The sequence below is a fragment of the Emticicia fluvialis genome (genome assembly GCF_024793945.1).
GTDB classification, from domain to species: Bacteria; Bacteroidota; Bacteroidia; order Cytophagales; family Spirosomataceae; genus Emticicia; species Emticicia fluvialis.
In genome coordinates this window covers 129,494-153,683 of record NZ_JANUSD010000006.1, presented here as the reverse complement: position 1 = coordinate 153,683, position 24,190 = coordinate 129,494, and the positions used below count along the sequence as shown (strand labels likewise).

General features: G+C 41.1%; 23 protein-coding genes. 6 read left to right on the top strand and 17 right to left on the bottom strand.

Annotated features, from left to right (window positions below; genetic code table 11):
- Positions 1-2: 2 nt before the first annotated feature.
- From NZ848_RS08945 to NZ848_RS08890, 12 genes are all read right to left on the bottom strand, one after another.
- Positions 3-914, bottom strand: a complete 912-nt coding sequence (locus tag NZ848_RS08945) for a type I CRISPR-associated protein Cas7 (RefSeq protein WP_259015202.1) — start codon at positions 912-914, stop codon at positions 3-5.
- A 24-nt stretch (positions 915-938) separates the two neighbouring features.
- A complete protein-coding gene (locus NZ848_RS08940; RefSeq protein WP_259015201.1) occupies positions 939-2,909 on the bottom strand; it encodes a hypothetical protein in 1,971 nt (656 codons plus the stop codon).
- Between the two features lie 77 nt (positions 2,910-2,986).
- On the bottom strand, positions 2,987-3,910 hold the full coding sequence (locus tag NZ848_RS08935; protein ID WP_259015200.1) for a helix-turn-helix transcriptional regulator: 924 nt from the start codon (positions 3,908-3,910) through the stop codon (positions 2,987-2,989).
- A gap of 12 nt (positions 3,911-3,922) precedes the next feature.
- A complete protein-coding gene (gene cas6, locus NZ848_RS08930) occupies positions 3,923-4,732 on the bottom strand; it encodes a CRISPR-associated endoribonuclease Cas6 (RefSeq protein ID WP_259015199.1) in 810 nt (269 codons plus the stop codon).
- A gap of 56 nt (positions 4,733-4,788) precedes the next feature.
- Complete coding sequence (locus NZ848_RS08925) at positions 4,789-5,430, bottom strand: acetyltransferase (RefSeq protein ID WP_259015198.1); 642 nt, start codon at positions 5,428-5,430, stop codon at positions 4,789-4,791.
- 184 nt (positions 5,431-5,614) lie between these two features.
- Complete coding sequence (locus NZ848_RS08920) at positions 5,615-6,220, bottom strand: sugar transferase (RefSeq protein ID WP_259015197.1); 606 nt, start codon at positions 6,218-6,220, stop codon at positions 5,615-5,617.
- Between the two features lie 162 nt (positions 6,221-6,382).
- Positions 6,383-7,399, bottom strand: a complete 1,017-nt coding sequence (locus NZ848_RS08915) for a sugar-transfer associated ATP-grasp domain-containing protein (RefSeq protein WP_259015196.1) — start codon at positions 7,397-7,399, stop codon at positions 6,383-6,385.
- Positions 7,400-7,494: 95 nt separating this feature from the next.
- Positions 7,495-7,806, bottom strand: coding sequence for a sugar-transfer associated ATP-grasp domain-containing protein (locus NZ848_RS08910; RefSeq protein ID WP_259015289.1), 312 nt, complete (start codon positions 7,804-7,806; stop codon positions 7,495-7,497).
- Positions 7,807-8,064: 258 nt separating this feature from the next.
- A complete protein-coding gene (locus tag NZ848_RS08905; RefSeq protein ID WP_259015195.1) occupies positions 8,065-8,418 on the bottom strand; it encodes a hypothetical protein in 354 nt (117 codons plus the stop codon).
- 283 nt (positions 8,419-8,701) lie between these two features.
- Positions 8,702-9,862: a Gfo/Idh/MocA family protein gene (locus NZ848_RS08900; RefSeq protein ID WP_259015194.1), complete on the bottom strand. Its 1,161-nt coding sequence runs from the start codon at positions 9,860-9,862 to the stop codon at positions 8,702-8,704.
- An 18-nt stretch (positions 9,863-9,880) separates the two neighbouring features.
- Positions 9,881-11,254 (bottom strand): putative oxidoreductase C-terminal domain-containing protein, encoded by a 1,374-nt coding sequence (locus tag NZ848_RS08895; protein ID WP_390890872.1) that lies wholly within the window; start codon positions 11,252-11,254, stop codon positions 9,881-9,883.
- Between the two features lie 15 nt (positions 11,255-11,269).
- Positions 11,270-12,676 (bottom strand): Gfo/Idh/MocA family protein, encoded by a 1,407-nt coding sequence (locus tag NZ848_RS08890; RefSeq protein WP_259015193.1) that lies wholly within the window; start codon positions 12,674-12,676, stop codon positions 11,270-11,272.
- A 623-nt stretch (positions 12,677-13,299) separates the two neighbouring features.
- Between NZ848_RS08890 and NZ848_RS08885 the strand changes: the two genes are divergently transcribed.
- The gene (locus tag NZ848_RS08885; RefSeq protein WP_259015192.1) at positions 13,300-15,216 is read left to right on the top strand and encodes a YgiQ family radical SAM protein; all 1,917 of its coding nucleotides are present in this window, start codon (positions 13,300-13,302) and stop codon (positions 15,214-15,216) included.
- Between the two features lie 75 nt (positions 15,217-15,291).
- The gene (locus tag NZ848_RS08880) at positions 15,292-15,930 is read left to right on the top strand and encodes an MBL fold metallo-hydrolase (RefSeq protein WP_259015191.1); all 639 of its coding nucleotides are present in this window, start codon (positions 15,292-15,294) and stop codon (positions 15,928-15,930) included.
- Here the strand turns inward: NZ848_RS08880 and NZ848_RS08875 are convergent.
- Positions 15,923-16,318: an iron chaperone gene (locus NZ848_RS08875; protein ID WP_259015190.1), complete on the bottom strand. Its 396-nt coding sequence runs from the start codon at positions 16,316-16,318 to the stop codon at positions 15,923-15,925. The genes NZ848_RS08880 and NZ848_RS08875 overlap by 8 nt on opposite strands.
- 82 nt (positions 16,319-16,400) lie before the next feature.
- Between NZ848_RS08875 and NZ848_RS08870 the strand changes: the two genes are divergently transcribed.
- Entirely contained in the window at positions 16,401-17,153 is a 753-nt protein-coding gene (locus NZ848_RS08870; protein ID WP_259015189.1) for a hypothetical protein, read from the top strand.
- Positions 17,154-17,217: 64 nt separating this feature from the next.
- Positions 17,218-17,460, top strand: a complete 243-nt coding sequence (locus tag NZ848_RS08865; RefSeq protein ID WP_259015188.1) for a hypothetical protein — start codon at positions 17,218-17,220, stop codon at positions 17,458-17,460.
- 87 nt (positions 17,461-17,547) lie between these two features.
- On the opposite strand, the gene NZ848_RS08860 is transcribed toward NZ848_RS08865, so the two are convergent.
- Together NZ848_RS08860 and NZ848_RS08855 are read right to left on the bottom strand one after the other, a co-directional pair.
- The gene (locus NZ848_RS08860; protein ID WP_259015187.1) at positions 17,548-18,630 is read right to left on the bottom strand and encodes an aminotransferase class V-fold PLP-dependent enzyme; all 1,083 of its coding nucleotides are present in this window, start codon (positions 18,628-18,630) and stop codon (positions 17,548-17,550) included.
- Positions 18,631-18,732: 102 nt separating this feature from the next.
- Positions 18,733-19,962: a M16 family metallopeptidase gene (locus NZ848_RS08855; protein ID WP_253530085.1), complete on the bottom strand. Its 1,230-nt coding sequence runs from the start codon at positions 19,960-19,962 to the stop codon at positions 18,733-18,735.
- A gap of 98 nt (positions 19,963-20,060) precedes the next feature.
- Here NZ848_RS08855 and NZ848_RS08850 point away from each other — a divergent pair, with 98 nt between their 5' ends.
- Positions 20,061-21,185 carry a glycosyltransferase family 4 protein gene (locus NZ848_RS08850; protein ID WP_259015186.1) on the top strand — a complete coding sequence of 375 codons (1,125 nt, stop codon included), beginning with the start codon at positions 20,061-20,063 and terminating at the stop codon, positions 21,183-21,185.
- A gap of 74 nt (positions 21,186-21,259) precedes the next feature.
- Here NZ848_RS08850 and NZ848_RS08845 read toward each other — a convergent pair whose 3' ends face one another.
- Positions 21,260-22,246, bottom strand: a complete 987-nt coding sequence (locus tag NZ848_RS08845; RefSeq protein WP_253535610.1) for a ribonucleotide-diphosphate reductase subunit beta — start codon at positions 22,244-22,246, stop codon at positions 21,260-21,262.
- Between the two features lie 389 nt (positions 22,247-22,635).
- Here NZ848_RS08845 and NZ848_RS08840 point away from each other — a divergent pair, with 389 nt between their 5' ends.
- Positions 22,636-23,193 (top strand): CvpA family protein, encoded by a 558-nt coding sequence (locus tag NZ848_RS08840; protein ID WP_259015185.1) that lies wholly within the window; start codon positions 22,636-22,638, stop codon positions 23,191-23,193.
- Positions 23,194-23,255: 62 nt separating this feature from the next.
- On the opposite strand, the gene NZ848_RS08835 is transcribed toward NZ848_RS08840, so the two are convergent.
- Positions 23,256-24,068, bottom strand: a complete 813-nt coding sequence (locus NZ848_RS08835) for a hypothetical protein (protein ID WP_259015184.1) — start codon at positions 24,066-24,068, stop codon at positions 23,256-23,258.
- Between the last annotated feature and the right edge of the window lie 122 nt (positions 24,069-24,190).

Genomic DNA, 24,190 nt, shown 5'->3' with positions numbered 1-24,190 from the left:
TATTATAAATCCATTTCAATAGCACCAATCGGTACATTAGCTAATTTGGTTATACCTTTATTGTAATAGAGTTCTATTTTCTCAATTTCAGAATGGATATAATCCTTAGCCAAAAGCTCTGAAATCAAACTCAAATCAATGGTTCTGTCATCTTTTACTTCAACTAGCTCTACAAATGAGGGTAATACGATTTTTGAATCTGATTTTAATTGAACCCATAACAATAGTTCGTTTTCTGTGCCCGCTTTTGCAGCTGAATCATAATAAGTGACACCATTTCGAAGAGCCTCTTTCAACTTATTTATATCAGATTCAGATAAGCCGTCAATCCCAGCTCTATTCACATCCTCTTCAATGTTTTTAGGGTTTACAGAAAAATGATGCACATAATGGCCTTCTTGCAGTTTTGATTGTGTGCCGAGGGTAGTCATGGTGCTTTCATTGTTTTTTTCGCTTGGGTTTCTAAATGGCGACATAATTTGTTCAGAGTAAATAACATTTTCTGCAAATCGATTTACTCCATGTGTTATCTGGCATGCGCCATGAATAGAGAGGTTGGTTTTTCCTGCATAAGTCCCACCAAAAACGCGTACATCAATACAAGACAGAAGGTTTTTCAAAACCTTTAATCTTAGAGCATTTCCTTTGTCTTCTATCTTGCCAAAGTGTAACTCTAATGTTTCGTCAAGAGTGCGTGGAGACATGTCTTCAGTCAGAGACTTAGAATAAAATACTGGTTCATTTTGTACTTTCTTCCAGTAATTCCTAATGGAATATTTAAGCACTTTATCAGTTGCATAAACAATTCCGTTAGGAAGTGTTCTTGGCTGGTGTGAAAAATCAGCGTTGTAATTAGAATTAATAGATTTAATAATGGCACAGCCAAATACACGGTTTTTAAATGAATTGCCCATATTGCTTAAGTTATTATAAGTTTATTAGTTATTTTCTATTATTGGTTCAATTGATTCCTTTTTGGTAAAAAATTGACATTTGGAGAATACGCCTGCAAGTATTTCAGGAGTAAATTCTTTCATATTTGCATTTGTTTCATAAGTAAGCACAAAGTCACAAACTGCCTTAAATCTTTGCTCATTGTCGGAGATAGCATGTTTGTATCGAGCTATGTCGTTTGCTATCGCACGCTTAAACTCCTGACATTTGGCCTGCTGCAAATACGGCTCTAATAATTGATAGCTCTTATCGTCGGATTTACTCTTATTCAATACATAGTCTATTACTTGCCCTGCGGCAAATGCGAAATCTGCATCGGTTGCTGTAGAAGTATTTGCTTGTCCCAAAGAAAGTTGAGCAACAAATTCTTGATAGTGTTTTAATTTACTTGCCATTGTTGTTGCATTTTGATTATTATTATATTTAAAAATTTCAAACAAGCTGAACCAAATATTAAGTTTTTCTTTAATACTGTACCCGTTATTTTGTTTTATGTCATCTTTGATATGGCTAAAAACCATATCAGAAAAAATATGATGATTAATGCCCTTTCGCTTTGATTTATAAATGAAATCATAAACAGCTTTGCGATATTTAACATAAGTCTGAAATGTGTTCTCCAAGCCTTCATAATCTTCTTTCTTTAAATCGTTGAAATAATCCAATTTTAAATATTTGCTTTGCAGAAGAGGCTTAAATACCATATACTCTAATTGAAAAATGGTTTTTATGGCAGGATAATGCATGTAAGATTTACCTCCCTTTTCCTGTATTTCAAACAAATTTTCAATTTGTGCATCAAACTCATATTCGAATTGGCTTACGAAGTCGAAATCTTGAAAAACAATCCCATCTTTAGTGTTTTGCCAAGTAAGCAGGTAGTAATTAGCAAAGTCATTTTTATGGTTTTCCCACAATTGCTCAACTAGTTCTTTATAACTTAATTTGAAGCCGGTTTCTTTGAAGAAGCTAATTACCCTTTTTTGTAATTCGTCTTCATAAATAAAGAGTGGTAAAGGATTGGGAAGTGTTTTTCTTGGTAGAATTTGTTCAAAATCATACAGTAGTTTTGCTTCGATGTCTGAAATTCGGCCGGTAATTTCAAAACTTGCTGTCTGATGTGTAAGAAATGGCATACTGCTGTTATAGCCATTCATGAAATTGCTTGTTCCGAAAATTCTTCCTTCTTCATCAGGCGGAGTATTGTACTTGTCTGTGTTGAATAATTTGTCAGCCAAATACTTTTGATGGGCTTTTTTGTATTCTTCAAGAGGCTTATCAATGTAAAACAAAATATAATCACTATCCTCCAATGGTTTTACACTGAGTAATTGATTATCGATATCTTTTATCTTACTTTTTATTTCTTCCTTTTGTAAATTATCTTTTAAGTCCTTTAATTGTTTTTCCAATTCTGAACGCATATTTGTCAACCGTTCATATTCGATTGAGTTTTTTTTCGTTATTTCGTCGAGTAGGATTTTATAATCTCCATTTTTAAAAAAATATTGAAAAATCCTGTTCTCCTGCTTGCTTTCTTCATCTTTGAAAAGCAATTCTGCCTTAGCAAAATAATCACCCCAACGTTCATAAATCTGTTTCTTTTTTAAGGTCTGATTGTTTTTGTGCTTTTCTCCCCCTTCCAAGTGCTCTCGTTTAAATGCCACTAAATAAGGTGAACATGAATGAATGGCTTTGGTTGGTAAATCAAAGCATTTATTGGTGTCAATGCACCAGGCACTCTGTGACAGAAACTTACATCTTGAAAGTAATTCAGTTTCTTCTCGCATCTTTTTTGAATAAATTGAGTATTCGTAATGCTGCAGGTCGATATGTCCTGTATTGTCTGTAAAATTGAGCGTTAATAATATATGTAAGCCCTCTCTGGGTGTAACACCCAGTTTTAGAAAATCTTCATTTATGTTATTTGTGAAGTTGATTAGTTCTTTTATCATATATTTTTGTATTTGACTATTTCATGTTTTTACGTTTCAAACTTAAACTCCTACCTAGGTCATTATCCACCCTACCCCTAAAACTTTATCCCCTGCACCTTCTTATTAATATGTTCAATGAGTGATTCAGGCTCAACAATCTCAACTATGTATTCTGAGTGACCCAAAATGAAGTTGCTGATTCCCTTAAACTCTGCATTTACTTTGCACTCAAAATGGTAGATGTCTTTCTCTGTGCTGCTTGGCTGTATATACGCCTGCGAAACCGGAAATTTATCTATCAGTTCGTTCACTGCGCCGGTCTTTAGTTTTAAGTGTATATATACCTGCTGGTCGCTGACTATTCTGAAGGGGTCTGTTGCCGCTACATGGTGCAAGGTCTCGTGTTGCCAGTTTTCAGTTTGCAGTTCTACTCGCTCAATTCTCGAAATCCTGAAATGGCGTATCTCTTTCCTTTCCAGGTCATAGGCATGCAGTATGTCTTCTTTGGTGCTTATATGAAATGGCTCAACCACACGGTTGCTTACCTGGCTGCTCATGGTCGAGCGGTAGTTAAGTAGTGTCGTTACGCGTTTTTGTTTTCGGGCTTGTTCAAGCAGATTGGCCTTATCAAGAAAAGTTCTTGAAAACAAACTGCTGCCCAGTTTTGATACGTCATAAATGCGCTCCAGCTTATACCTTATTTTCTCAAGCCGTTTGTCGGTAGCGTTGGCTTTGGTGAGTGCTTCAAGCAGAAACTCTTTCTCTGGTCCGGTAAAAAACAGCACGTCTTCAAGGTGTTCCAGCGATTTGTCCGAGACCAGGTAGTATCGGTATTGTTTGTCATACTTTAATGTAAACCATGCGTTTTTTAGCTCATCAAAATCTTTTTTGATGATAGATTGGCTCACATTATACCGGGCGGCCAGCATTTTAATGGTATAATGGCACGGTTGCTCCAAAAGATTTTTCAGGATCCCTAATAGCCGGTTTTTAGGGCTATTGTCGTGGAAGACATTCATCAGCTTGTTGTTTTATACAATTTCCAGAAACCCCATGCCTGCCGCCGAGGTGTATTTACCTATGCCACCGTAAAATCCTGCTTCTATTATTCCGGCAGGGGCGGTTAAATCAAAACTAAAATTTTCGTAGCCTTTAATTTTAGTTTCGTCGTTGCGGTCTTGCTTAATCCAGATGAGCTTAGAACGCATCTTTTCGGTATCAATGAGCTTAATTCTGATTAGCATATCAAGCGTGGCGGTATCTACGTCTATACTTTTGCCGTGTACCGACTCATATTTATCGAACAGGTTCTGTACTAAGTATCTGGCAAACCGGGGGTCAGTAGGGGGTAGGTATTCGTCGGTACCGTCGGCGCGTTTTTCGGCTATCACCATTGGCGAGGCGGCTTTAAAGCGCAGGGGTACATTGGCAAAAGCTGGCGCAGGTAACGATTCAACTGAAGATATGATGAAATCGGCCTGGTATTTTTTGTTATAAATGCTGATTTGCTGATTGTTAAAGAGGCCAATAATGAAGTCTTCGGCGGCTTTATCAATGAAGAAAGAAACGGTAATATAAATGGGTTGGTCAGATAACAGCATAAAGTCGTCGCCCTTCTCAATTGCTTTGGCTTTGTGAGGTACAACAAACTTTGAAAACGTAAAATGTTTAAAGGTTTTGGTAGAATCCTGAGTGCGATAGCCTTTCTGATGCAGAAAGGCGGCATAGGAGGCATCAGATTCTTTGATGCGGGTGTATATCCAGCTTGAAAAAGGATGGTTATAATTAAGTGTAAGCTTTTGCCCCGGGTTAGTGGGCTTTAAGGTAAGTTTAAATCTCATAGCAATTTGTTGTTCTGCGGAGCAATGATAACAAAAAAATGCGAATTGACCAATCCTTAATCCGGATTATTGTATCTGATTATTCGCCCCGGGTTACCCACTACCACGGCGTTATCCGGCACGTCTTTTATGATTACAGCTCCTGAGCCTATAAGAACGTTCTGGCCCACAGAATGAACACCGGTAGACAAAGTACACCCCTGCCCGCAGAACGTGTTTTGACTCACGGTTATGCCCGCCCCAATGTTTGTTCCCTGCGAATAAAAACTACCCTGGCCTAAAATAGTATGATGTGCTATGTTTACACCCATGCTGATCATTACGTAGTCTTCAATGGTAGAAAACGGCATAATGTTGCAATCTGGTAGGGCATATACTGTTTTTCCGATTGCGACAGATTCATGAATCTGTGAACTTTTATGAATGAATGACGGCAGACTATAGCCGGCGGCTTCCAGTTTTTTTATCAGGGCTACTCTGGTTTGATTATGCCCAATCGGAACGAAAATATGAACTGAATTGTCAATGTTGCTGGTTATATAATCAAAATCACCGATTACTGGCACCCCACAGAAATTCTTCCCGATGAGCTCTGTATTATCGTCAACAAACCCAATTACTTCATATTCTTCTTTTAGATACTCACAATAAACCTGTCCGTAGGTTCCGGCGCCAATAATTAAAGCTTTATAATTCATTATCCTTTAGTAAAGTATTTATTCGTTTTTGCTTGCCTGTTTATGGCATTTATAATAATGGTGGATTATCTCAATACTGTGTTTCTTCAATTTCCAGACAGCTGCCTAATCTGGTTTCCTTTTTACTAAGCCATCGATTAGTGAAAGCTATATTCAATTTCTTTAATACACTTATTGTAATTTTTTAATTATGCCCATTAAACGGAACCGTGGTGGCGTATCCCTGCTTACTAACGCCTTCTTTTAAGAGTACCTTCTTTAATGTCAGGTATGCAATTCTGGCATCCAGCGCAAGGCTCAGGTGGTCAACATAATAAACATCCATTTCAAACTTGGCAGTCCATGAGATGTCATTTCTGCCATTTACCTGTGCCCAACCCGTAATACCCGGGCGTACATCATGGCGGCGCTTCTGGGTATCATTATATAAGGGCATATAATAGGTTCGGAGGGGTCTCGGGCCAATTAAGCTCATATCTCCTTTTAATACATTGATTAGCTGGGGGATTTCGTCTATTGAATTTTTTCGTATAAAAGCGCCCATTTTTGTCAGTCGCTCGGCATCAGAAAGCAAGTTGCCGTGTATATCTTTTTTATTGTTCATAGACCTGAATTTAATAATACTGAATACCTTGCCATTTTTGCCGGGGCGGGGCTGTAAAAAAAATGGGTTTCCCTGATTGGCTATAAACAGGCCTATCGTTACCACTATTAGCACAGGGCTTAAAACGATAATGCCAAGCGCAGAAATAAGGAGGTCCAGAAAGTGTTTAATAAAAAACCTGTACATCTATTAAAACTAAATGTTGATTTCAGTTGAATAAAAAGATTTTGTTTTTTGAATCACTCAGAAGAATGGAATACAACTTCAGGTATCAGACTGATATTGGATAAACAATGAAAGTATGGCTATATGGTTTAAATGCAGAACTGACCTGGCAGAGGTATCATTTCAAAGCAAGCCTCGAATCCTGTTACCGACGGGCTCTTCTGATATGGCCTCATAAATTCCCCAGTTGTCATTGCCTTCAATAAGTGTAGGGCCGGTTGGGGTCATGGCAATGTCCCAGCCTACGGTTCTAACGCCTGGTACTTCAAGGGCGGCTTTTTTTACCATCTCAATGGTTTCTTTCCAGAAAGGGACTTTCACTCCTGTAATAGCGTTGCCTGTAACCGGATGATTTGCATACCTTTCTTTTGTAAAAGGGTCTCTTACTTTGGCCAGGTTATCAATCTCACCCGTTTCAAGATTTATATTAGAGCTAAGCCCGCCATTGCTGAAATTATCTATGGGGGTGTTCCAGCCAAAGCGTATAATAGCAACCCATACTTCAACAAATGCCTGGTCGTTAACAAATGTTACAATCCGGATTGTGTTGACAGATATGGGGTTAATGTTTTTCAGAACAGGGTGCTGGTCTACGAATGATTCAAAAAGAATATATCCTTCCTTATAAAGTTTAAGAAGTGCCTTGTGGGCATCTATACCGTCAACGGTTACTTCATTGCCAGCAAAAGTTAAATCTAAAACTTTAACCTGCTTACCTGAGTTACCTAATGGTATTTTGGTTACAATCTTGTAGAATTGGTTCTTGCCTGCCCATAGCAGTAAGTCGTCAATATTTTTTTCTGACGTTACAACCCGATAAGGGTAAGTAAAATAGTTTTTGAATCGCGCTCTGAACTTTACTTTGTCTTGAAAAACAGAGCAGTCTTTTGTATTAAACTTTTGATGAAACTGGTGCAGGTGCCAAACATCGGTGAAGTCCGGGCGTCTTGTATCTTCATTAAACAAACCCAGATAAAAATAATCCAGGAGCTTGGTGTTGTATTTAAAAAGGCATACGGCTATATCCTTATAAATATCGGTTATTGAAAGACCCCTCTCTGCGCTTAGTTTTTTTACAAGGTTATGAAGTTCTCTAAAATCAGTTTTAATTATATTATAGGCTAAGTATTTAATATGCATTAGCTATGGCTTATTTTTCGAATAATTATCTAAAAGTCCTACAAATAGTACTTTTAAAATTAAAATTACAAAATTCTATAAATTAGAAAAGTATTTTAAGCACTTTTTGGATTTAGGGTAAGTCCACTAGCGTTGGGTAAAGGTTTTTTTTGCCACTTGCGGACTGGTTTTTTTTGCAGTTCTTCTCCTGTTACTAGCTCTACAGTGGTTTTGCCCCAGTTGTCGTTGCCCTCAATAATTGTAGGGTCGTTTGGGGTTAAGACGATGTCCCAACCTATGGTTCGTACCGATGGAATTTTGAGCGCAGCTTTTTTTGCCATTGTCAGGGTTTCATGCCAGAAAAGTATTTTACTGCCGCTTATAGGTGCATTTGTACAGGGTGCCTGTGGTAAGTTTTTGTTTGAAATGGGTCTTTAACCCTTGCCAGGGTTTATTTCTGCTCTATCAATGATTCAAAAAAGGTTGTAACCTTTACCGTAGAGCGATTTAGGGTAAATGCGGGTATCTACGCCGTCAATAGTTTGTGTTTTGGCAAGCGGACAATTTTCATAAAAACAATTGTAGAAGAGTAAGGCAAGAACCACTAAATAGTTAATAAACCCGGTACAGACGCACGTTTCCGGGTTTATCAGAAGGTATTTTATAATTAAAGGAAGGTTTAGATATTAAGAATTATCCTTTATCCATGATTCAATACTTGTTTTCTGGAAATGTAAACGGGCAGTTATTACTAATGCAATAATTGGCCCCAGAGATAAGCCGATAAAAAGAAACAAAACAAAAATTACAAATAGTGCATAAATACTCCACCCGATTTTTATTAAATCTTCTTCGTAAATATCGTAGCCTGTTAGTTTCATTGCGCAATAACTTGCATAGGCTAGAATCAGCCAGGACAGTACTTGAAGAAAAGCCATTTTGTCAACAGTTAAGGCTACCAGCAAGCTTAACAAAATGCCTAGAATACAAACAATAATGGCAACAATAGCTGCAATTTTTAGGGTTTTCCGGGTAAACATAGGTCAACGGGTTTAGGTTTATAACTTTTTTAATCTTTAATATTCAGGTATTGAATAAGGTTATTCAATATCAGCAAATTTCCCGAATACTAAATTATTGTGCCACAAGTTTTTTCTTATTTACCAGAATTTAAAAGGAAATTGTACTTTGAGCGGCCTTCCTTATTTTCATACCTGTTATAACTAAAATTAGCCATTGCTACCCATCAATAAAGTCTGAGTAACAATGACTAAAGTTTATAAATGCTTACCCGAAGTAATTTAATAGCAATTTTCAGGCTGCTTATTTCGCAAATGTCAACCTCTTAGCAAACTTCTGCGCTTTCAATGACAACTCCGTCGCTAAAAAACAATGGTCCTGGGTCATAGCGGTTTCGGTTCTGTTTACAATATCGTTTACCAGCTGGCTGCCAAATGGCAGGGGGTCATTGCTGCAATCGATGTACTCGGTTTTCTGATTGTTTACCAGATACAGGTTATTGCCTTTGTCTTTAATGGCAATATCTATATTCTTACGTATTTCAATATACCCTTCCGTCCCAAGAATCGTCAATCGGCCATCGCCCCATGTTTTTAGTCCGTCAGGCGTAAACCAGTCTACTCTAATGTATCCTGTGCCTCCGTTACCTTTTACCATGGCATCGCCGAAATCTTCGAATAACGGAAATTCAGGGTGGTTCAGATTACCTGTCTGAGAGCTCACAATCTCGCCTTTGGTAGAACCTGTGAAAAACAAAAACTGATCAAACTGATGAGAGGCAATATCGGTAATGATGCCCCCGAATTTATTCTTGTCGAAAAACCACTCAGGGCGGGTTTTAGTATTCATTCTATGTGGCCCAAGCCCAATGGTTTGCACAACCTTGCCAATGGCGCCGGTTTTTATCAGTTCGCCTGCTTTAACCGTTGCACGGTTTTCGAAACGCTCACTAAACATAATAGAATAGATGCGTCTGGTTTCTTTTTGCACTTTTCTTACCAGGGCCAATTGCTCAAGGCTGGTTATACCGGGTTTATCAGCCATAAAATCTTTACCATGTTGCATGGCTTTGATGCCTATCGGTGCCCGTTCGCTGGCTATGGCAGCGCTCAATATCAACTGTGTTGATTTATCTTCCAAAACTTCCTTCTCACTGCCAGCTTGTTTTACGTCCGGGTATCTTTTTACATAAGCCGCCAGTAAATCAGGTTCTTTTGCGTAAACAGAGACAAGCTGCCCGCCTCCACGAATAATGGCCTCTGTCATGCCATAAATATGGCCATGGTTAAGGCCGATTACCGAAAAACGAATGCTGGGTTCAAGATTTCGGTGTATATAAGGTGCTTCAACTGTGGCAGACTTTGCAGCAATTTCGTTCACAAGGCTCGACGAAAGCACAAGACCTGCTGTACTTGCCAGACTATCCTTTAAAAATTTACGTCGGTTATTGGGGTTGTTCTCCATAGTTTAATCAGGTTAGTTTTATCGGGTTTTGGTTGCCACTTTCAGGGCTTGCGTAGTGGTGTAATATTTGGCAAGCATGTTGGGTACTTCCCAGGCAGGCAGCTTGCCTTGTTTCAGAAACTCAAGGTATTTTTCGGTTACACGACCAAAATGCGCTTCGTGACCTTCTTTGTATCTCTCTGGTATTTCAACCTCCCAGCCTTTGGCGATTTTCTTGAGGCTAACACCCGGAAACTGTTTCTGAACCACCGCTAAAGCTTTCATTAATTCAGTTTCGTAATTGGCTGCCTTTGTTACCGGCTCAATGTACAGTGTTGGCTTGTAGTTTTGCTCTGCTCCCTGTCTGATTATCAGATTGGCCTTCGTGCCACGCATGATAGAATAATGGGTGTCTCCGCCACCCTCCGGCGCCTGATACGCCCATATAACCGATGCTTTGGCATGTACTCCTTTCAGCTGATAGTTGATTTCACCGTTACAGAATACTTTCAGCAGGGTGTCTTTTACCACATCTTTTTTCAGGTAGTCAGGGAAACCTGATAACTTGGTAATGGCCTTAAACTGGCTCAGAGTCATATCGGTTGTCCAGTGGCGGGCATCGTTAATTCTGATGTCTTTTTTATAATCAATAACCTGATTCGGGAAGCATTCCCACTGGATAAGGTCTACCAGGTGCGTATTTACGTCAACAATGCCTTCTCCCTGCTGGGCAATATCCATAAACCAGGCCGGACGGGTAAGCACACTGCCGGATACATACTTATAAAAATGATGCACACTCTCTTTGGTTACGGCAGGGTTATCGGGGGTTCCTTTTTCCAGCTTGCCAAATGCCCCTGGTAACATAGAGAACTCACGCTGAAGCATGGTTGAAATCTCGTAACGCTCGGTCATGATATCATACAACAAAACGTTCTTTTGGGCAGCAGCGGCAAATGTTTGTTTCAATTGCTCGAAATCACCACCGTTGATAATCATCGGCTTATCGGCCAGTACATTGAAACCTGCATTGACTGACTTCTGAAGGTAATCGGCCTTGATACGGTTATTGCCAGCTATTACTACTACGTTTCCGGCCTTATCGGCCAGCATTTTCTCAAGGTAATCATTGCCGGTATATACTTTCTCCTGCCATTGAGTCGGGTTATCCTTACGTGTATTGTAGCCCTGTATGCGTTGCAGGTGGAAATCAAGGTCAGTTCCGGCAGGGGCATAAACATGTACTTCGGGGCTTACTTCCGGATACATATTTTTCTGAACCAATGCAGCGTGAAAATGGCCGGGGTCCAGGGTTATCAGTTTAATTTCTTTTGAAGACTGGGCAGATGCTTCTTTAATGAATAACATACCAAGCGCTAAAGCAAATCCTGTTATCAAGTGTTTTTTTCTCATCAGATATTCTTAGGGTTATTTACGGACTTTAATGGCATAAGCACTTCTTTGCGGGCGAGCAAGTAATGCGTTTGCCTCTTTATCGTTTTTAAAACGTTCTGTTTTGGGATCCCAATATAGCTTCCTTTTCAGTTTCATGGCTGCATGGTGCAATAAACATGCGGTGCATGAACGATGCCCTATTTCGGCCGGAGCAATCGGGTCTTTCCGGCTGGCAATGCTTTCCAGCCAGTTGCCGTGGTGGTCGGGGCTTATGGTCATGTGTATCTCGTTTGCCCCTATTTCAGACGTTATTATTTTAGGGTCGCTGGCATCCAGTTTCTTGGTAGCATTTTGTTTGGCTATCGGGTCGCTTGAGGTTACCGCCCCGTCTCCGCGTGATACAAAAATCCAGCCGTCTGTTCCTTCAAAACGTATGCCGTTCGGAATCTCATTGCTGATAATCATCTCCACTCCGTTTTCATACATGGCATGGGTCGTAAAAATGCCATGTACATTCCATAAACCGCTGGTTGGGAAATCGGCCTTGCCCCATATTTCAATAGGGCCCGAAAGTTCGGTATTCATACCCCAATGAGCTATATCAATATGGTGCGCGCCCCAACCGGTTATCATTCCGGCGCCAAACTGCTCGCAACGCAACCAGCCCGGGCGGTCGAAACCTACCTGCGGGTGTACCCGCTTTTCAGTATAGTACACTTCCGGCGTGGTACCCAGCCACATATCGTAGTTTAGGTTTTTAGGTATCGGCATCTCAGGCTCTTCATTGCCCGAAGGGTCTCCCGGTAAACCCACAAAAACTCTTTGCAATGTACCTATTCTTCCGTTTCTTACCAACTCTACCGCATATCTGAATTGAGAAGTAGACCGTTGCTGGCTGCCAATCTGCACAATGCGGCCTGTTCTTTTTACGGCATCGGCCATCATTCGTCCTTCAGCTATGGTAAGTGACGCCGGTTTCTGGCAGTACACATCTTTGCCGGCTTCTACCGCATGTATAACAATAGGCGCATGCCAGTGGTCGGGCGTACTTACAATAACGGCATCAATATCTTTGTTACCCAGTAATTCTCTATAATCGCCATAGCCTTTCACCCCGTTAAAGTCTTTTCCGGTCTTTTTGGTATAATAGCCATTTACCAGTTTCTGTGCCGCATCAACCCGGTTGCTGTCAAGGTCGCAAACGGCCATAATCTGTGCGTTTTCATGTTTCCAAACACCCGGCATGTCGTGCCCGTGCGATATCCGGCCCACACCAATGGCACCCACATTAATGCGGTTGCTGGGTGCGTTTTTACCAAAAACCGAGGCCGGTACAATGGTTGGTACGCCAAAAGCCATTGCCCCTGTTGCCATTAGGCCCTTACTGCCGAGCTCGAGGAACTTTCTTCTTGAAATATCATTTTTTGAATCGTTGTTCATTTCACGCTGTATGTTTATGTTGAATAGAGGTATCAAAAGAAACAGGGATGGTTGCGGCTGTTTTGCCAGCTATAGCCCCGAAAGGGCATTGCCAGGCTCACAGCCGCACACTTTAAAATTCCCCTTCCATAGTTAATTGTTTCACGATAGTGCCGTAAGTTTATTTGTGGAATAAGTACCGGAGCTGGTGTATTTAGGGTTTAGGTAATTCTATAAAAAGTACAAAAGAAGCGGCTTTTAGGTGTTGGGGTTGCTTCATCAAAAATACTTCAGCCAGATAATAATCAGTAGAATATTAATGTAAAATTTGTATTAAACAAAGACATTCTGAAACAATTTTAATAAAATATATCGGTTTCGTTTTCGGGAACGTTTCCGGTACGTGTTTAAATGCGCAAAAAAATCATCCGGTTTTTGTTTGTCTCCATTCCGTAAAAAAATACCCGTAATTGCCAACCGGAAATACCACCAGGCACTTTATTGAAAAAGTATAATTTTTCTTCTTTGAAACCTAAGGCCTGGTATTGTTGTTAAGTATTCGCTTTTTGTTGGTTTTTTATGCGTTTGTGGCCGATATAACAATAAAATGCCGTGTTTCTCGTAAAAAGCCCTAATTTTGTAGTATGATAATAAGACCAGAAAGACCCATAACAGATTGGCTGCCGCTTACCTTGAAAGAAGTGGAGAAAAGAGGCTGGGACGAGGTAGATGTAATACTCGTTTCGGGCGATGCCTATGTAGACCACCCTGCCTTTGGTACGGCTGTTATCGGGCGTATTATTGAGAGCGAGGGTTTCAGAACGGCCATTATTGCTCAGCCGAACTGGAAAGACGATTTACGTGATTTTAAAAAATACGGCAGACCTAAATATTTCTTTGGTGTAACGGCCGGTTGTATGGACTCGATGGTGAATCACTATACAGCCAATAAACGTTTGCGGTCAAACGATTCTTATACACCGGGGGGTGAGGCAGGGTATCGCCCTGATTATGCCACTACGGTTTATACTAAAATACTGAAAGAGCTGTATCCGGATGTACCTGTGCTGATTGGGGGGATTGAGGCTTCACTGCGGCGGGTTACCCATTACGATTACTGGCAAGACAAACTGATGCCTACTATTCTGGCCGATTCAGGGGCAGATTTACTGGTGTATGGCATGGGAGAGCAACCCCTGCGCGAAATACTGAAACTGGTTAAAAAGGGTGTTCCTTTGAACACCATCAAAAATATTAATCAGGTGGCTTATATGCAGGATACTGCTGAGGCCCTACCTGACGACAGAGGCTGGAACACCGTTGAACTGGCAAGCCACGAGGTGTGCCTGGCCGATAAGCTGAAATACGCTGCCAATTTCAAGATTGTGGAGGTGGAGTCGAACAAATGGCAGGCCAACCGCATTATTCAAAAGGTTGGTGCGCAAACATTGGTTATTAACCCGCCGTTCAAAATAATGGACGAAAAGGAAATTGACCAGTCGTTTGATTTGCCTTATACTCGGTTGCCTCACCCTAAATACAAAAAGCGCGGGCCGATTCCGGCCTATGAGATGATTAAGTTCTCGATAAACATGCACCGGGGCTGTTTCGGGGGTTGTAGCTTCTGCACCATTTCAGCACATCAGGGTAAGTTTATCGCTTCCAGAAGCGAGGAGTCAATCATGAAAGAGGTAGACCAGATTGTTCAGCATCCTGAGTTTAAAGGATACATTTCCGACTTAGGCGGGCCATCGGCCAATATGTACCGCATGAAGGGCAAAGATGAATCTATCTGTGCCCGTTGCCAGGCGCCAAGCTGTATTCATCCGGTTATCTGCTCTAATCTGGATACTTCGCACAAACCGTTGACTCAGATTTACCAGAAAGTTGATGCGCACCCGGACGTAAAGAAGGCCTTTGTGGGTTCGGGTATCCGCTATGATTTACTGGTAGATGATTTTAACAAGAATAATCAGGATGGCAACCATGATGCTTACATGGAGCAACTGGTAACCCGCCACGTTTCGGGTCGACTGAAAGTAGCGCCGGAGCATACTTCTGATGATACGCTGCGTGTAATGCGGAAGCCGTCTTTTAAATATTTCAGGAAATTCAAGCAGAAATACGATAACATACAGGATAAACACGGACTGAAACAACCGCTGATACCGTACTTTATTTCGTCGCACCCCGGTTGTGAAGAAGCCGATATGGCAAATCTGGCTGCTGAAACCAAAGATCTGGGTTTTCAGCTGGAGCAGGTACAAGACTTTACGCCTACACCTATGACAGTGGCCGAGGTTATCTATTATTCCGGAGTGCACCCGTATACCCTGCAACCCATTAAAACAGCCAAAACCAAAGAAGAAAAACTGGCACAAAACCGCTTCTTTTTCTGGTATAAACCGGAGTTTAAGAACTGGATCCGTAGCCGTCTCTTCAAGCTCAATCGCCCTGATTTAGCCGAGCGCCTACTTTCAAACCCGAAGAAAAAGGTACAAAGCAATAACGCGCAGCCACCTGCCAAAGAAAAAAAGAAAAGTTTCAAGAAATTCAGATAGTTAAAGCCTGGTAGGTAAAAGCCTTATTAATCATTCATTTTCTTCCAAACTTTAGCCCTAAATTTACAAAAACCGATGATTCATATTCATTATTTTACTTTTTCGCCTCTGGCAGAGAATACCTATGTTCTGTGGGATGAAACCAAAGAGGCCGTTATTATTGACCCGGGTTGTCTGGCGCAATATGAGAAAGAAGAACTGGCCGATTTTATTGCTGATAACCAACTGACGGTAAAACACCTGTTGCAGACCCATACTCACCTTGACCACGTGTTTGGCAGTGCTTTTGTGAAACGTAAATTTGGCGTAAAAATGCTCATGCATAAAAATGAAGTGCCGGTGCTGCGCGATGTAGAAAACCGTTGTAAAGTATGGGGCATACCCGGCTATGAACCCGTGCAGGAAGATGGGTTTATTGATGAGGGAGATGTGATAAAATTCGGTAACTCAACGCTGGAGATATTATTTGTGCCGGGCCATGCACCGGGGCATCTGGCTTTTGTAAACCATACCCAAAAGTTTGTAATTGGCGGTGATGTGCTTTTCAAGGGTAGTATCGGGCGATATGATTTCCCGATGTCCAGCTACTCCGACCTCATGAATAGCATCAGAAATAAATTCCTGACACTGGGCGACGATTACACGGTATATCCCGGGCATAACGCTTCTACCACCATAGGGCAGGAGCGCCGTTCTAATCCGTTTCTTAACTAGCAGGTGCGCTTGTTTTCTTTTTGGCCGGTTTGGCCTTCTTCCGGTTTTCTTCTACTCTGAACAACACGATTTTACGTATTAAATCATAAGGTATGGGTTCATTCAACTGAAATTGGATTGAACCCTTGCCTGTTTTATAGGGTGCCAGGTCTTCTTTAAAAGCCGCTGTACCCGTAGGTGCAGGGTAGAAGCCGATATGATTTTTGAAAGCCGCAAAGTGCACCAGATTACCATTGAGCACAAATGTAGGCATGGCATATTTAATGGCCTCGGTGGCCTCAGGTGCAAGCTCATGCACCAGATTCCGTATATTCTGCAATATTTTCTGTACTTCAGGCGGGAACCAGCTAATGAATTCGTCGATGTTTTTGGCTTCCTGGTTTATCATGGTCGTGAAATTAATAGGTTTATGGTATAAGCCAAAAATAAAGATTTTTTGGTAAGATTGTATAAGCATATCTTTAAAAGAAATGAATATTAGTAATTCAGATAGTATTAAAGCCTTAAGAGAGAGAATCCAGGTTGGGATAGCTTATGCACTGGAAGTCCTTGAAAAAGTAAATTGGAATATTGAAATAGCAGAGCATCTGATAAAAGAAGAATATACTGCGATTCTAGCGGAGAAAACAGGCGTATCAAGAGAAGTGGCTTTGGAGAGTCTGTCTGTAAACGAATTTGATATTGAGAACGCACGTATTGAAATAGAGCGAAAAGTATATAGTAACACTGAATTGATTCTGAGGATTCCCAACAAAGACAAAGAAGATACCATCAGTTTAGTGCTTGATATAATAAAAAGAGAAATAGAATTAAGTAATGATAAAGACCAAGAACTAACGGTGCATGGATGGTTTAACTTTGAATTACTAAAGTTTCTCAATCCTTATCAGTTTTGCTTTGGGGCAATAGCCGAATGGCTTTCATATAAAAGTTATGAAGGCTTTGATTACGCAATAGAATTTCATACGGATACTATAATAGAGCAAATAGAGAAGACGCTTTTACTTACTGAAATTGCCAATTCCATAAGGATGTGTAAAAAGAGAAAGCAGTATTTTTATGAGAAATACAAGAACCGAGAAGATGGGTTTATTTTGGCTTGCAACAAAGTGAAAGAGGATTCTGTATTTAAGGCAAATGAAAAATATTACTTTGAGAACGAGAAGCAATTAATTGAGACTCTTTATAACTTTATTAAAGCACATATAGAACATTTTCCATAACTTCTATAGCCCTTGTTAAAATGAAACTCAACACACATTCTTACTCCGCACAACTGTAGCCATTATGCTGCTGATGCATAGTATTCCGTCTATATTTAATGGCGGGGTGAATGATTTCGGGAACCTGTACCTCAATCAACAGGGATTTGGTGGGCTGGGTTTACCGCTTGCCTGGGCAATTAAAATCTCACCCGTGGTGGCAGCGGGTTGTTTGTTGTTTGAGAAATACGTGATATGGGAAGGTGCAATAACCATCATCATCCTGATTGCAGGCATTTCTGATGAACAAGTTTTGAAAGGGGGATAGAATCGGAGTAATTGAGTGAATTTAATCAGATTTAAACGAAACAATCACTAAATCGCTCATTCACTAAATCACTCAATAGATATACCCCTACTCCAGATTCTTCAACTCTTTCAATAGATTATCTACCTGTTCAGGTGTGTTTGAAGGGAAGTTTGAGATTCTTATCTGGGTATCTTTATTAGGGCCATATCCGCTTCCGATAATCATGTCTTTTGCTTTCAAGGCATCCATAATCACTTTCGACGGCTTGGTGGTATTGGCTACTATCACGGTTCTTGAGCGATGTTCGGGGTTCTGAACAGCTATGCTGCAAAGGCTGCTGGTTTCCAGATACTTATATATTTTACGGGCTTTTTCGTCAGTTTCTTTTCTGATGTTATCAATCCCGATCCTGTTCATATCTTCCGCTACTTTGCCGAGCAGATAAATACCCAGTACATTGGGTGTGGCAGGGGTTTCAAAAGTCTCGTAGTTTTTCCACAGCGCTGGCAGGGTATGGTGCGCACCAATGTGCAGGCCTTCCAGTTTTGCCAGTTTTTTAGACTTTTCAAGGCATTTCTCGTTGGCAATCCACACGCCCAAGCCCGCAGGCAGACCAAAGGCCTTTTGTACAGAAAAGAAGGCAGTATCAATTAAAGACAAATCCAGTTCAGGAATCGGGGCAGACGACACCATGTCAACCGCTATGAATTTCTTCTGGTGGCTGCGTTTCAGTTTATGAATATCAGCCTCACGCATTTGCACGCCTGTGCTGGTTTCGTTCTGGGTGGTGCAAATCAGTTCGGCATATTCCGGTACTTCTACTTCGGCATAGCTAAAGCCCTCACCAATGGGTTTTTCCTGTTTGTGTGCAAATTTATTCAGGCTTCCGGCATATTTGTAGAACTTATCAGAGAATGAACCGTTCACCAGATGGAAACTTTCGTGTTCTACCATGTTGAGCAGGATACGTTCCCATACCTCAGAGGCAGACCCTGTAAAGAAGATGCCTGATGTTTCGGGGATATTCATTAAAACCCGGAGATTCTCGACGCAATGCTGATATATTTTCCTGAATTGGCCACTTCTATGCGAAATAGAGCCGATTTGCTCTTCAACCGCTTGTTTTAGAAACTCCTCAAATCGGGGATATAATTCGGCCGGGCCGGCAGTAAAATATATATTTTTCATCGCACCAGAATTTTCATTTATCAAAAGTAAAAAAAGTCGGTTAAAGGCTCGTCCGGCCTTCTCAAAATGCTTCGAAAAGTATAATTCTTTCTTGCTATGTTTTTATTCAGGCAGAAACGTAAGGTAACTCAGCTGGTTTTCATCAAACATTTCCTGCGTAACACTTTGCAGGTCATGGGCTTCAATTTTCTTTATGGCATTGAATATGCTTTCTAACGATTCTACCCTGCCGAGGTCCAGAATACTCTTGGCCATCATTAACATATAACTCTGGTTGCTTTCTTCGGCCATTGCCATCTGGCCCATCAGTTGTTCTTTGGCTGTGTGTAGTTGCAACTTGCCCAACGGTTTGTCTTTCAGCAATTGCATTTCTTTTCTGATGAGCGACTTCGCCTTCTCCAGATTAGCCTTGTCGGTTGCAAAGTATATTCCCAGAAAACCGGTATCTATAAAGGGCGAATAATTAGCTTCAATGCCATATACCAATCCATATTTCTCACGCAATGTCATGTTCAGGCGTGAGTTCATACCAGGGCCGCCAAAGAGATTCACCAGCATAAAAAATGGTAGCCGGCGCTCGTCTTTCAACGCATAGGCGGGGCGGCCAATGGCGCAGTGTGCCTGCGTTATGCTTTTGGTAAGTGTTACCTGTTGCGGCAGATAAGACTCCGGAGGCTCGCGTCTGATTTCACTCTTGCGGGCAGGTATTTCTTTCAGATACTTTTCGGTAATCTGAACCACCTTTTTGAACGATATATTGCCAACAACCGAAAAAACTATCCGGTCGGTATCCATGTTCTCTGTTATAAACTGCTGCAGGCTTTTGCGTGTAAACGATTTTACACTGTCTTGCGTGCCCAGAATATTAGCGCCCAACTGGTGATTGGCAAATACAATCCCATCGAAATCGTCCTGGATGGCATCTTCGGGGGAATCCTGATACATCGACATCTCTTCCAGTATCACCCCGCGTTCTTTTTCAATCTGGTTTTCAGGGAACGTAGAATGAAAAGTTATATCGGCCAGTAATTCAACCGATTTTTCGAAGTGATTATCCAGCACCGACGCGTAGAAACAGATTTTCTCTTTGGTGGTGTAGGCATTCAGTTCGCCTCCTACCGATTCCAGGCGATTAATTATATGATAAGATTTGCGCTTTTTTGTACCTTTGAACGCCATGTGTTCCCAGAAGTGGGCCAGACCCACCTGATTGGGTTTTTCATCACGGCTACCCATGTCGAGCATCAGGCCGCAGTGCACAATCTGTGTGTGTGGTACCTGACGATGTGCAATACGAATACCATTGGGTAAAGTATAGATTTGATATTCCATAAACCCCTAAGGGAAAAAAATATTGAATGGTGTAAAAAGGAGGTCTCTTAAAAGTATGACCTAATATTCACTTACAAATTTAATGCAAAGATAGTTCAATGAGAATAGGTTTTGATGCCAAGCGGGCTTTTAATAACTACACGGGTTTAGGCAATTACAGCAGGTTTATTATGGAGTCTTTGCTGGAACACGCCCCCCAACACGCCTACTATGCTTACACACCCAAGCAGAAAGCAACCTGGCCTGATGCCCGGATGCCATTCAAAAATCAATTAAGTATTAAGCTTCCTGCGGCGTACGCCTACCTGCCCAGCGCCTTGTGGCGGAGCAGATTTATTACTAAAGATTTACAGACTGATAAAATTGAGGTTTTTCATGGCCTGAGTAATGAGATTCCGTATGGTCTGGGCAAAGCCGGTATAAAATCAGTAGTGACTATCCATGATCTGATATTCCTGCGGTATCCTGAGCAATACCCCGCCGTTGATAGGTTTTTTTATCAGCGGAAATTCAGATATGCCTGCCAGAACGCCGATGCCATTGTGGCTGTAAGTGAGCAAACCAAACGTGATATCATAGAGTTTTATGGCACCCCGGCCGATAAGATAACCGTTATATACCAGGGGTTTCAACCTCAGTTTGGCCAGCCAATAACAGACAAGGCTACGCTGGCGCAGGTTAAAAAAAAGTATGGTATTACGAAGGATTACATACTATGTGTGGCATCTTTTACCGAACGGAAAAACCAGCTAAGGCTTATACAGGCATTTGAAGCCTTTAATACCGAAGCGTATGAATTGGTGCTGGTAGGGGGAGTATCGGCATATCTGGACGAACTGAAGAAATACGTACAGCAAAACCGTATTCAGTCTGTCAGGTTTCTGAGTGGAGTGCCGATGGACGATTTGCCCGCTTTGTATCAGGGTTGTAGTCTGTTTGTGTACCCTTCATTGTTTGAGGGCTTTGGTATCCCCATCATTGAAGCCCTGAGCAGCGGGGTGCCGGTGGTGGCAGCAATAGGCTCTTGCCTTGAAGAAGCCGGGGGAGCGGGAGCACTTTATGCTAACCCGCTTGATGCAGCCGACATAGCAAAAAAAATGCAGGAAGTGCTAAGCAATAAAACCTTGCAGCACAAACTGGTTGAAGCAGGAGAGGAGCACATTAAGCAATTTGCAGGCAAGCCTATAGCTGCCCGGCTCGCTGAGCTTTACCAGCGTCTTTAATTTTAAAAAAATAGGAGCAAAACATCTTTTGCCCCTATAGATTACCAAACTATGTAACAAAATGTTTTTCTTGATTAAAACTCTTCGTCAAGCGAGAACGACATCTGCTCTTTCTGCGACATAACGCCGGCTTTCTGATATTCGCCCACACGTTTTTCGAAGAAATTGGTTTTTCCTTGCAACGAAATCATATCCATGAAGTCGAAAGGATTGCCTGTGTTGTATATTTTCTCCAGACCCAACGACACCAACAGGTGGTCGGCCACAAATTCAATATACTGGCACATTAACTCGGCATTCATACCAATTAGCGAAACCGGCAGGGCATCGGTTACAAATTCTTTCTCAATTGCCACCGCGTCTTTAATCAGTGAATAAACGGTTTCGGCAGGCAACTGGTTTTTAATATAACGGGTATAAAGCAGACAGGCGAAATCACGGTGCAGACCTTCATCACGCGATATTAACTCGTTAGAGAAAGTAAGGCCGGGCATTAAACCGCGTTTTTTTAACCAGAAAATAGAACAGAACGAGCCAGAGAAGAAGATGCCTTCAACCACTGCAAAGGCCAGCAGGCGTTCAATAAAATTGCCGTTGTCTATCCAGCGCAAAGCCCAGTCGGCTTTTTTCTTTACACAAGGTATATGGTCTATGGCATTGAGCATTTTATCACGCTCTACGGGGTCTTTTATGTAGGTGTCAATCAGAAGCGAGTAGGTTTCAGAGTGGATGTTTTCCATCATAATCTGGAAACCGTAAAAACATTTGGCCTCGGCAAACTGAACGCGTGATATAAAGTTAACCGCCAGGTTTTCATTAACTATACCGTCTGATGCGGCAAAGAAAGCCAGTACGTGTGATATAAAATGACGCTCCCCATCATTGAGATTTTCCCAGTCTTTCTGGTCTGGCGAAAGGTCTATTTCTTCTGCTGTCCAGAAAGATGCCTCATGTTTTTTATAAAACTCCCATATATCGTTATGCTTTATCGGGAAAAGGACAAATCTTGTTTTATCCTCAATGAGCAGGGGTTCTACTTCTAATAATTGCTCGTCAGTCATCTTAGTATAATTTAAGGTTACTCCAATTGTTTTCATGAAAGTGTAGTCAAACTTACAGATTAATACCACAGTTTGCAATAATTGTTTTTAGAATTTATCTAAATAGTTTTTAAGATATTGATAATCAAGAGAAAAATATCAGGATAAATTTTAGAGGCTGAAATTTGGTGTATTTAAGGGAATTATTCCTGATTTTTTGTGTTATACCTGTCTTTTTATGATAATTAGAGTAGTTTTCTGAATCTGCCAATCGACTTTTTTGAGGCGGTTTTCTATGTCTGATAAGCGCTTTTTTGTGCTTAAAAATTTTACCTTTGTATAACTCCGGAACTGGAAAGAAATTTTTTCAGGAGTTTTACGTATTATTCCTGATAACCCTGTTTTAGAACATGAACGTGCTTGACCTGATTTTCATAGTACCCATTCTGTTTGGTGCCTATAAGGGCTATGTAAAGGGCCTGTTTATAGAAATTATTGGTGTTCTGGCTTTTATTGCAGCCCTTGTGTTGGGCTTTAAGTTTCTGGGTATAGGCATGAACTGGCTGGCCCCCGCCATTGGCGAAAACACGGCTAACCGATTTTTGCCTTATCTGAGTTTTGCTATTATTTTCTTTCCTACCATATTCTTAATCAATAAGCTGGGTTGGATGCTCAGCCGGGCGCTCCGGTTTACTATTCTGGGTACCATTGATGGCTTCGCCGGGGCAATAGTCGGCATATTTACCTGGGTATTTGGTATCAGTGTTTTCTTGTGGTTGCTCAATGCTATTGACATAAAACTGCCTCCACATCTTACGCAGGAATCGGTTACTTTTCCGGTCATCACTAAAGTGGCGCCATCGGTTATTTCAAAAGTTTCAGACTGGATTCCGGCCGGAGGGAATCTTATCAAACAACTGGCGGAGGAGCATAAGGATATTGTGGAAGATGAGGGAGAGGCAAAGTGAAGTCTGTTTTACAAAAAAAGCACCTGCGCGGGTGCTTTTTTTGTAAAATGCCAGGTAAATAATTAAGCTTTGTTTTCAGGAGATGATGCCTCACCTTCATTTTTGGCAGGTTCTGAAACAATACTTACCCCAGCCCAATTGGCAAGCACATTTGTAGGGAAAAAGGTAAGGATACCCAATACGCCAATAATCAAGGCAACAACGCTTAGAATTATTGCCGATGACGTTTTCATAACTGTTTCACCTTTTTTCAACAATATGGCATCATTACTAATCTTGATACCATCTTCGGTAAATAAACTTTTTATATCATCAGGTATGGCATCTCCACTATTGCGGCCTTCGATAGAAAAAGTCGGAGAATCAAAATAATGGCCTGTGCTATCATCTATATCACTTTCCTGTACATGCGTATCATGAATCACAAGTTTGGCCTCTGTGCTGCTGTAATCATGCATTAATGGAATAGAAACACTGCTGTCGGCCTCATTTTGAAGTGATGAAGATTTAACATTTGCTGCTTTGAGAAGGCTATCCACTTTTGCGCCACTGATTTTAATACTCTGTTTCTGCTCTGGATAAACCGGATAATAAATGCCTCTGAGAGTGCCTCTCTTTTTGCTTCTTTCATAAACGTAAGTCCCTGATGGTACAACGGCATCTTTAATTTTTAAATAGCGGGGCAATTCTGATTTTGGCGTTTTGATTAGCTGGTCAAATGACATTTCTACCGTCTTGCCGCTTGCCATATTGAATTGGATGTCCGGAATGGCGATTGAAAAAATGGCATAAAATGCAACAGGAATAGCTAGAAAACGATAGATGATACTTGGCTTTTTCAAAAAGACAATAGTCTTAAAAAGGAAGGATTTCATATAATAGTGATTGGTTGGTTTAGTCACAAAAAACAATGCGCGAAAATAAAATAAAAAATCAACCCGCCATAGCTAAGTGTTATGATTCTATGTGAAGTTTTCAAGAAGCTTTGCTGATTCTT

Coding starts and splice junctions, on each gene's coding strand:
- NZ848_RS08945 (WP_259015202.1), bottom strand. CDS start 914: ATGGGCAATTCATTTAAAAACCGTGTATTTGGCTGTGCCATTATTAAA.
- NZ848_RS08940 (WP_259015201.1), bottom strand. CDS start 2,909: ATGATAAAAGAACTAATCAACTTCACAAATAACATAAATGAAGATTTT.
- NZ848_RS08935 (WP_259015200.1), bottom strand. CDS start 3,910: ATGAATGTCTTCCACGACAATAGCCCTAAAAACCGGCTATTAGGGATC.
- cas6 (WP_259015199.1), bottom strand. CDS start 4,732: ATGAGATTTAAACTTACCTTAAAGCCCACTAACCCGGGGCAAAAGCTT.
- NZ848_RS08925 (WP_259015198.1), bottom strand. CDS start 5,430: ATGAATTATAAAGCTTTAATTATTGGCGCCGGAACCTACGGACAGGTT.
- NZ848_RS08920 (WP_259015197.1), bottom strand. CDS start 6,220: ATGTACAGGTTTTTTATTAAACACTTTCTGGACCTCCTTATTTCTGCG.
- NZ848_RS08915 (WP_259015196.1), bottom strand. CDS start 7,399: ATGCATATTAAATACTTAGCCTATAATATAATTAAAACTGATTTTAGA.
- NZ848_RS08905 (WP_259015195.1), bottom strand. CDS start 8,418: ATGTTTACCCGGAAAACCCTAAAAATTGCAGCTATTGTTGCCATTATT.
- NZ848_RS08900 (WP_259015194.1), bottom strand. CDS start 9,862: ATGGAGAACAACCCCAATAACCGACGTAAATTTTTAAAGGATAGTCTG.
- NZ848_RS08895 (WP_390890872.1), bottom strand. CDS start 11,254: ATGAGAAAAAAACACTTGATAACAGGATTTGCTTTAGCGCTTGGTATG.
- NZ848_RS08890 (WP_259015193.1), bottom strand. CDS start 12,676: ATGAACAACGATTCAAAAAATGATATTTCAAGAAGAAAGTTCCTCGAG.
- NZ848_RS08885 (WP_259015192.1), top strand. CDS start 13,300: ATGATAATAAGACCAGAAAGACCCATAACAGATTGGCTGCCGCTTACC.
- NZ848_RS08880 (WP_259015191.1), top strand. CDS start 15,292: ATGATTCATATTCATTATTTTACTTTTTCGCCTCTGGCAGAGAATACC.
- NZ848_RS08875 (WP_259015190.1), bottom strand. CDS start 16,318: ATGATAAACCAGGAAGCCAAAAACATCGACGAATTCATTAGCTGGTTC.
- NZ848_RS08870 (WP_259015189.1), top strand. CDS start 16,401: ATGAATATTAGTAATTCAGATAGTATTAAAGCCTTAAGAGAGAGAATC.
- NZ848_RS08865 (WP_259015188.1), top strand. CDS start 17,218: ATGCTGCTGATGCATAGTATTCCGTCTATATTTAATGGCGGGGTGAAT.
- NZ848_RS08860 (WP_259015187.1), bottom strand. CDS start 18,630: ATGAAAAATATATATTTTACTGCCGGCCCGGCCGAATTATATCCCCGA.
- NZ848_RS08855 (WP_253530085.1), bottom strand. CDS start 19,962: ATGGAATATCAAATCTATACTTTACCCAATGGTATTCGTATTGCACAT.
- NZ848_RS08850 (WP_259015186.1), top strand. CDS start 20,061: ATGAGAATAGGTTTTGATGCCAAGCGGGCTTTTAATAACTACACGGGT.
- NZ848_RS08845 (WP_253535610.1), bottom strand. CDS start 22,246: ATGACTGACGAGCAATTATTAGAAGTAGAACCCCTGCTCATTGAGGAT.
- NZ848_RS08840 (WP_259015185.1), top strand. CDS start 22,636: ATGAACGTGCTTGACCTGATTTTCATAGTACCCATTCTGTTTGGTGCC.
- NZ848_RS08835 (WP_259015184.1), bottom strand. CDS start 24,068: ATGAAATCCTTCCTTTTTAAGACTATTGTCTTTTTGAAAAAGCCAAGT.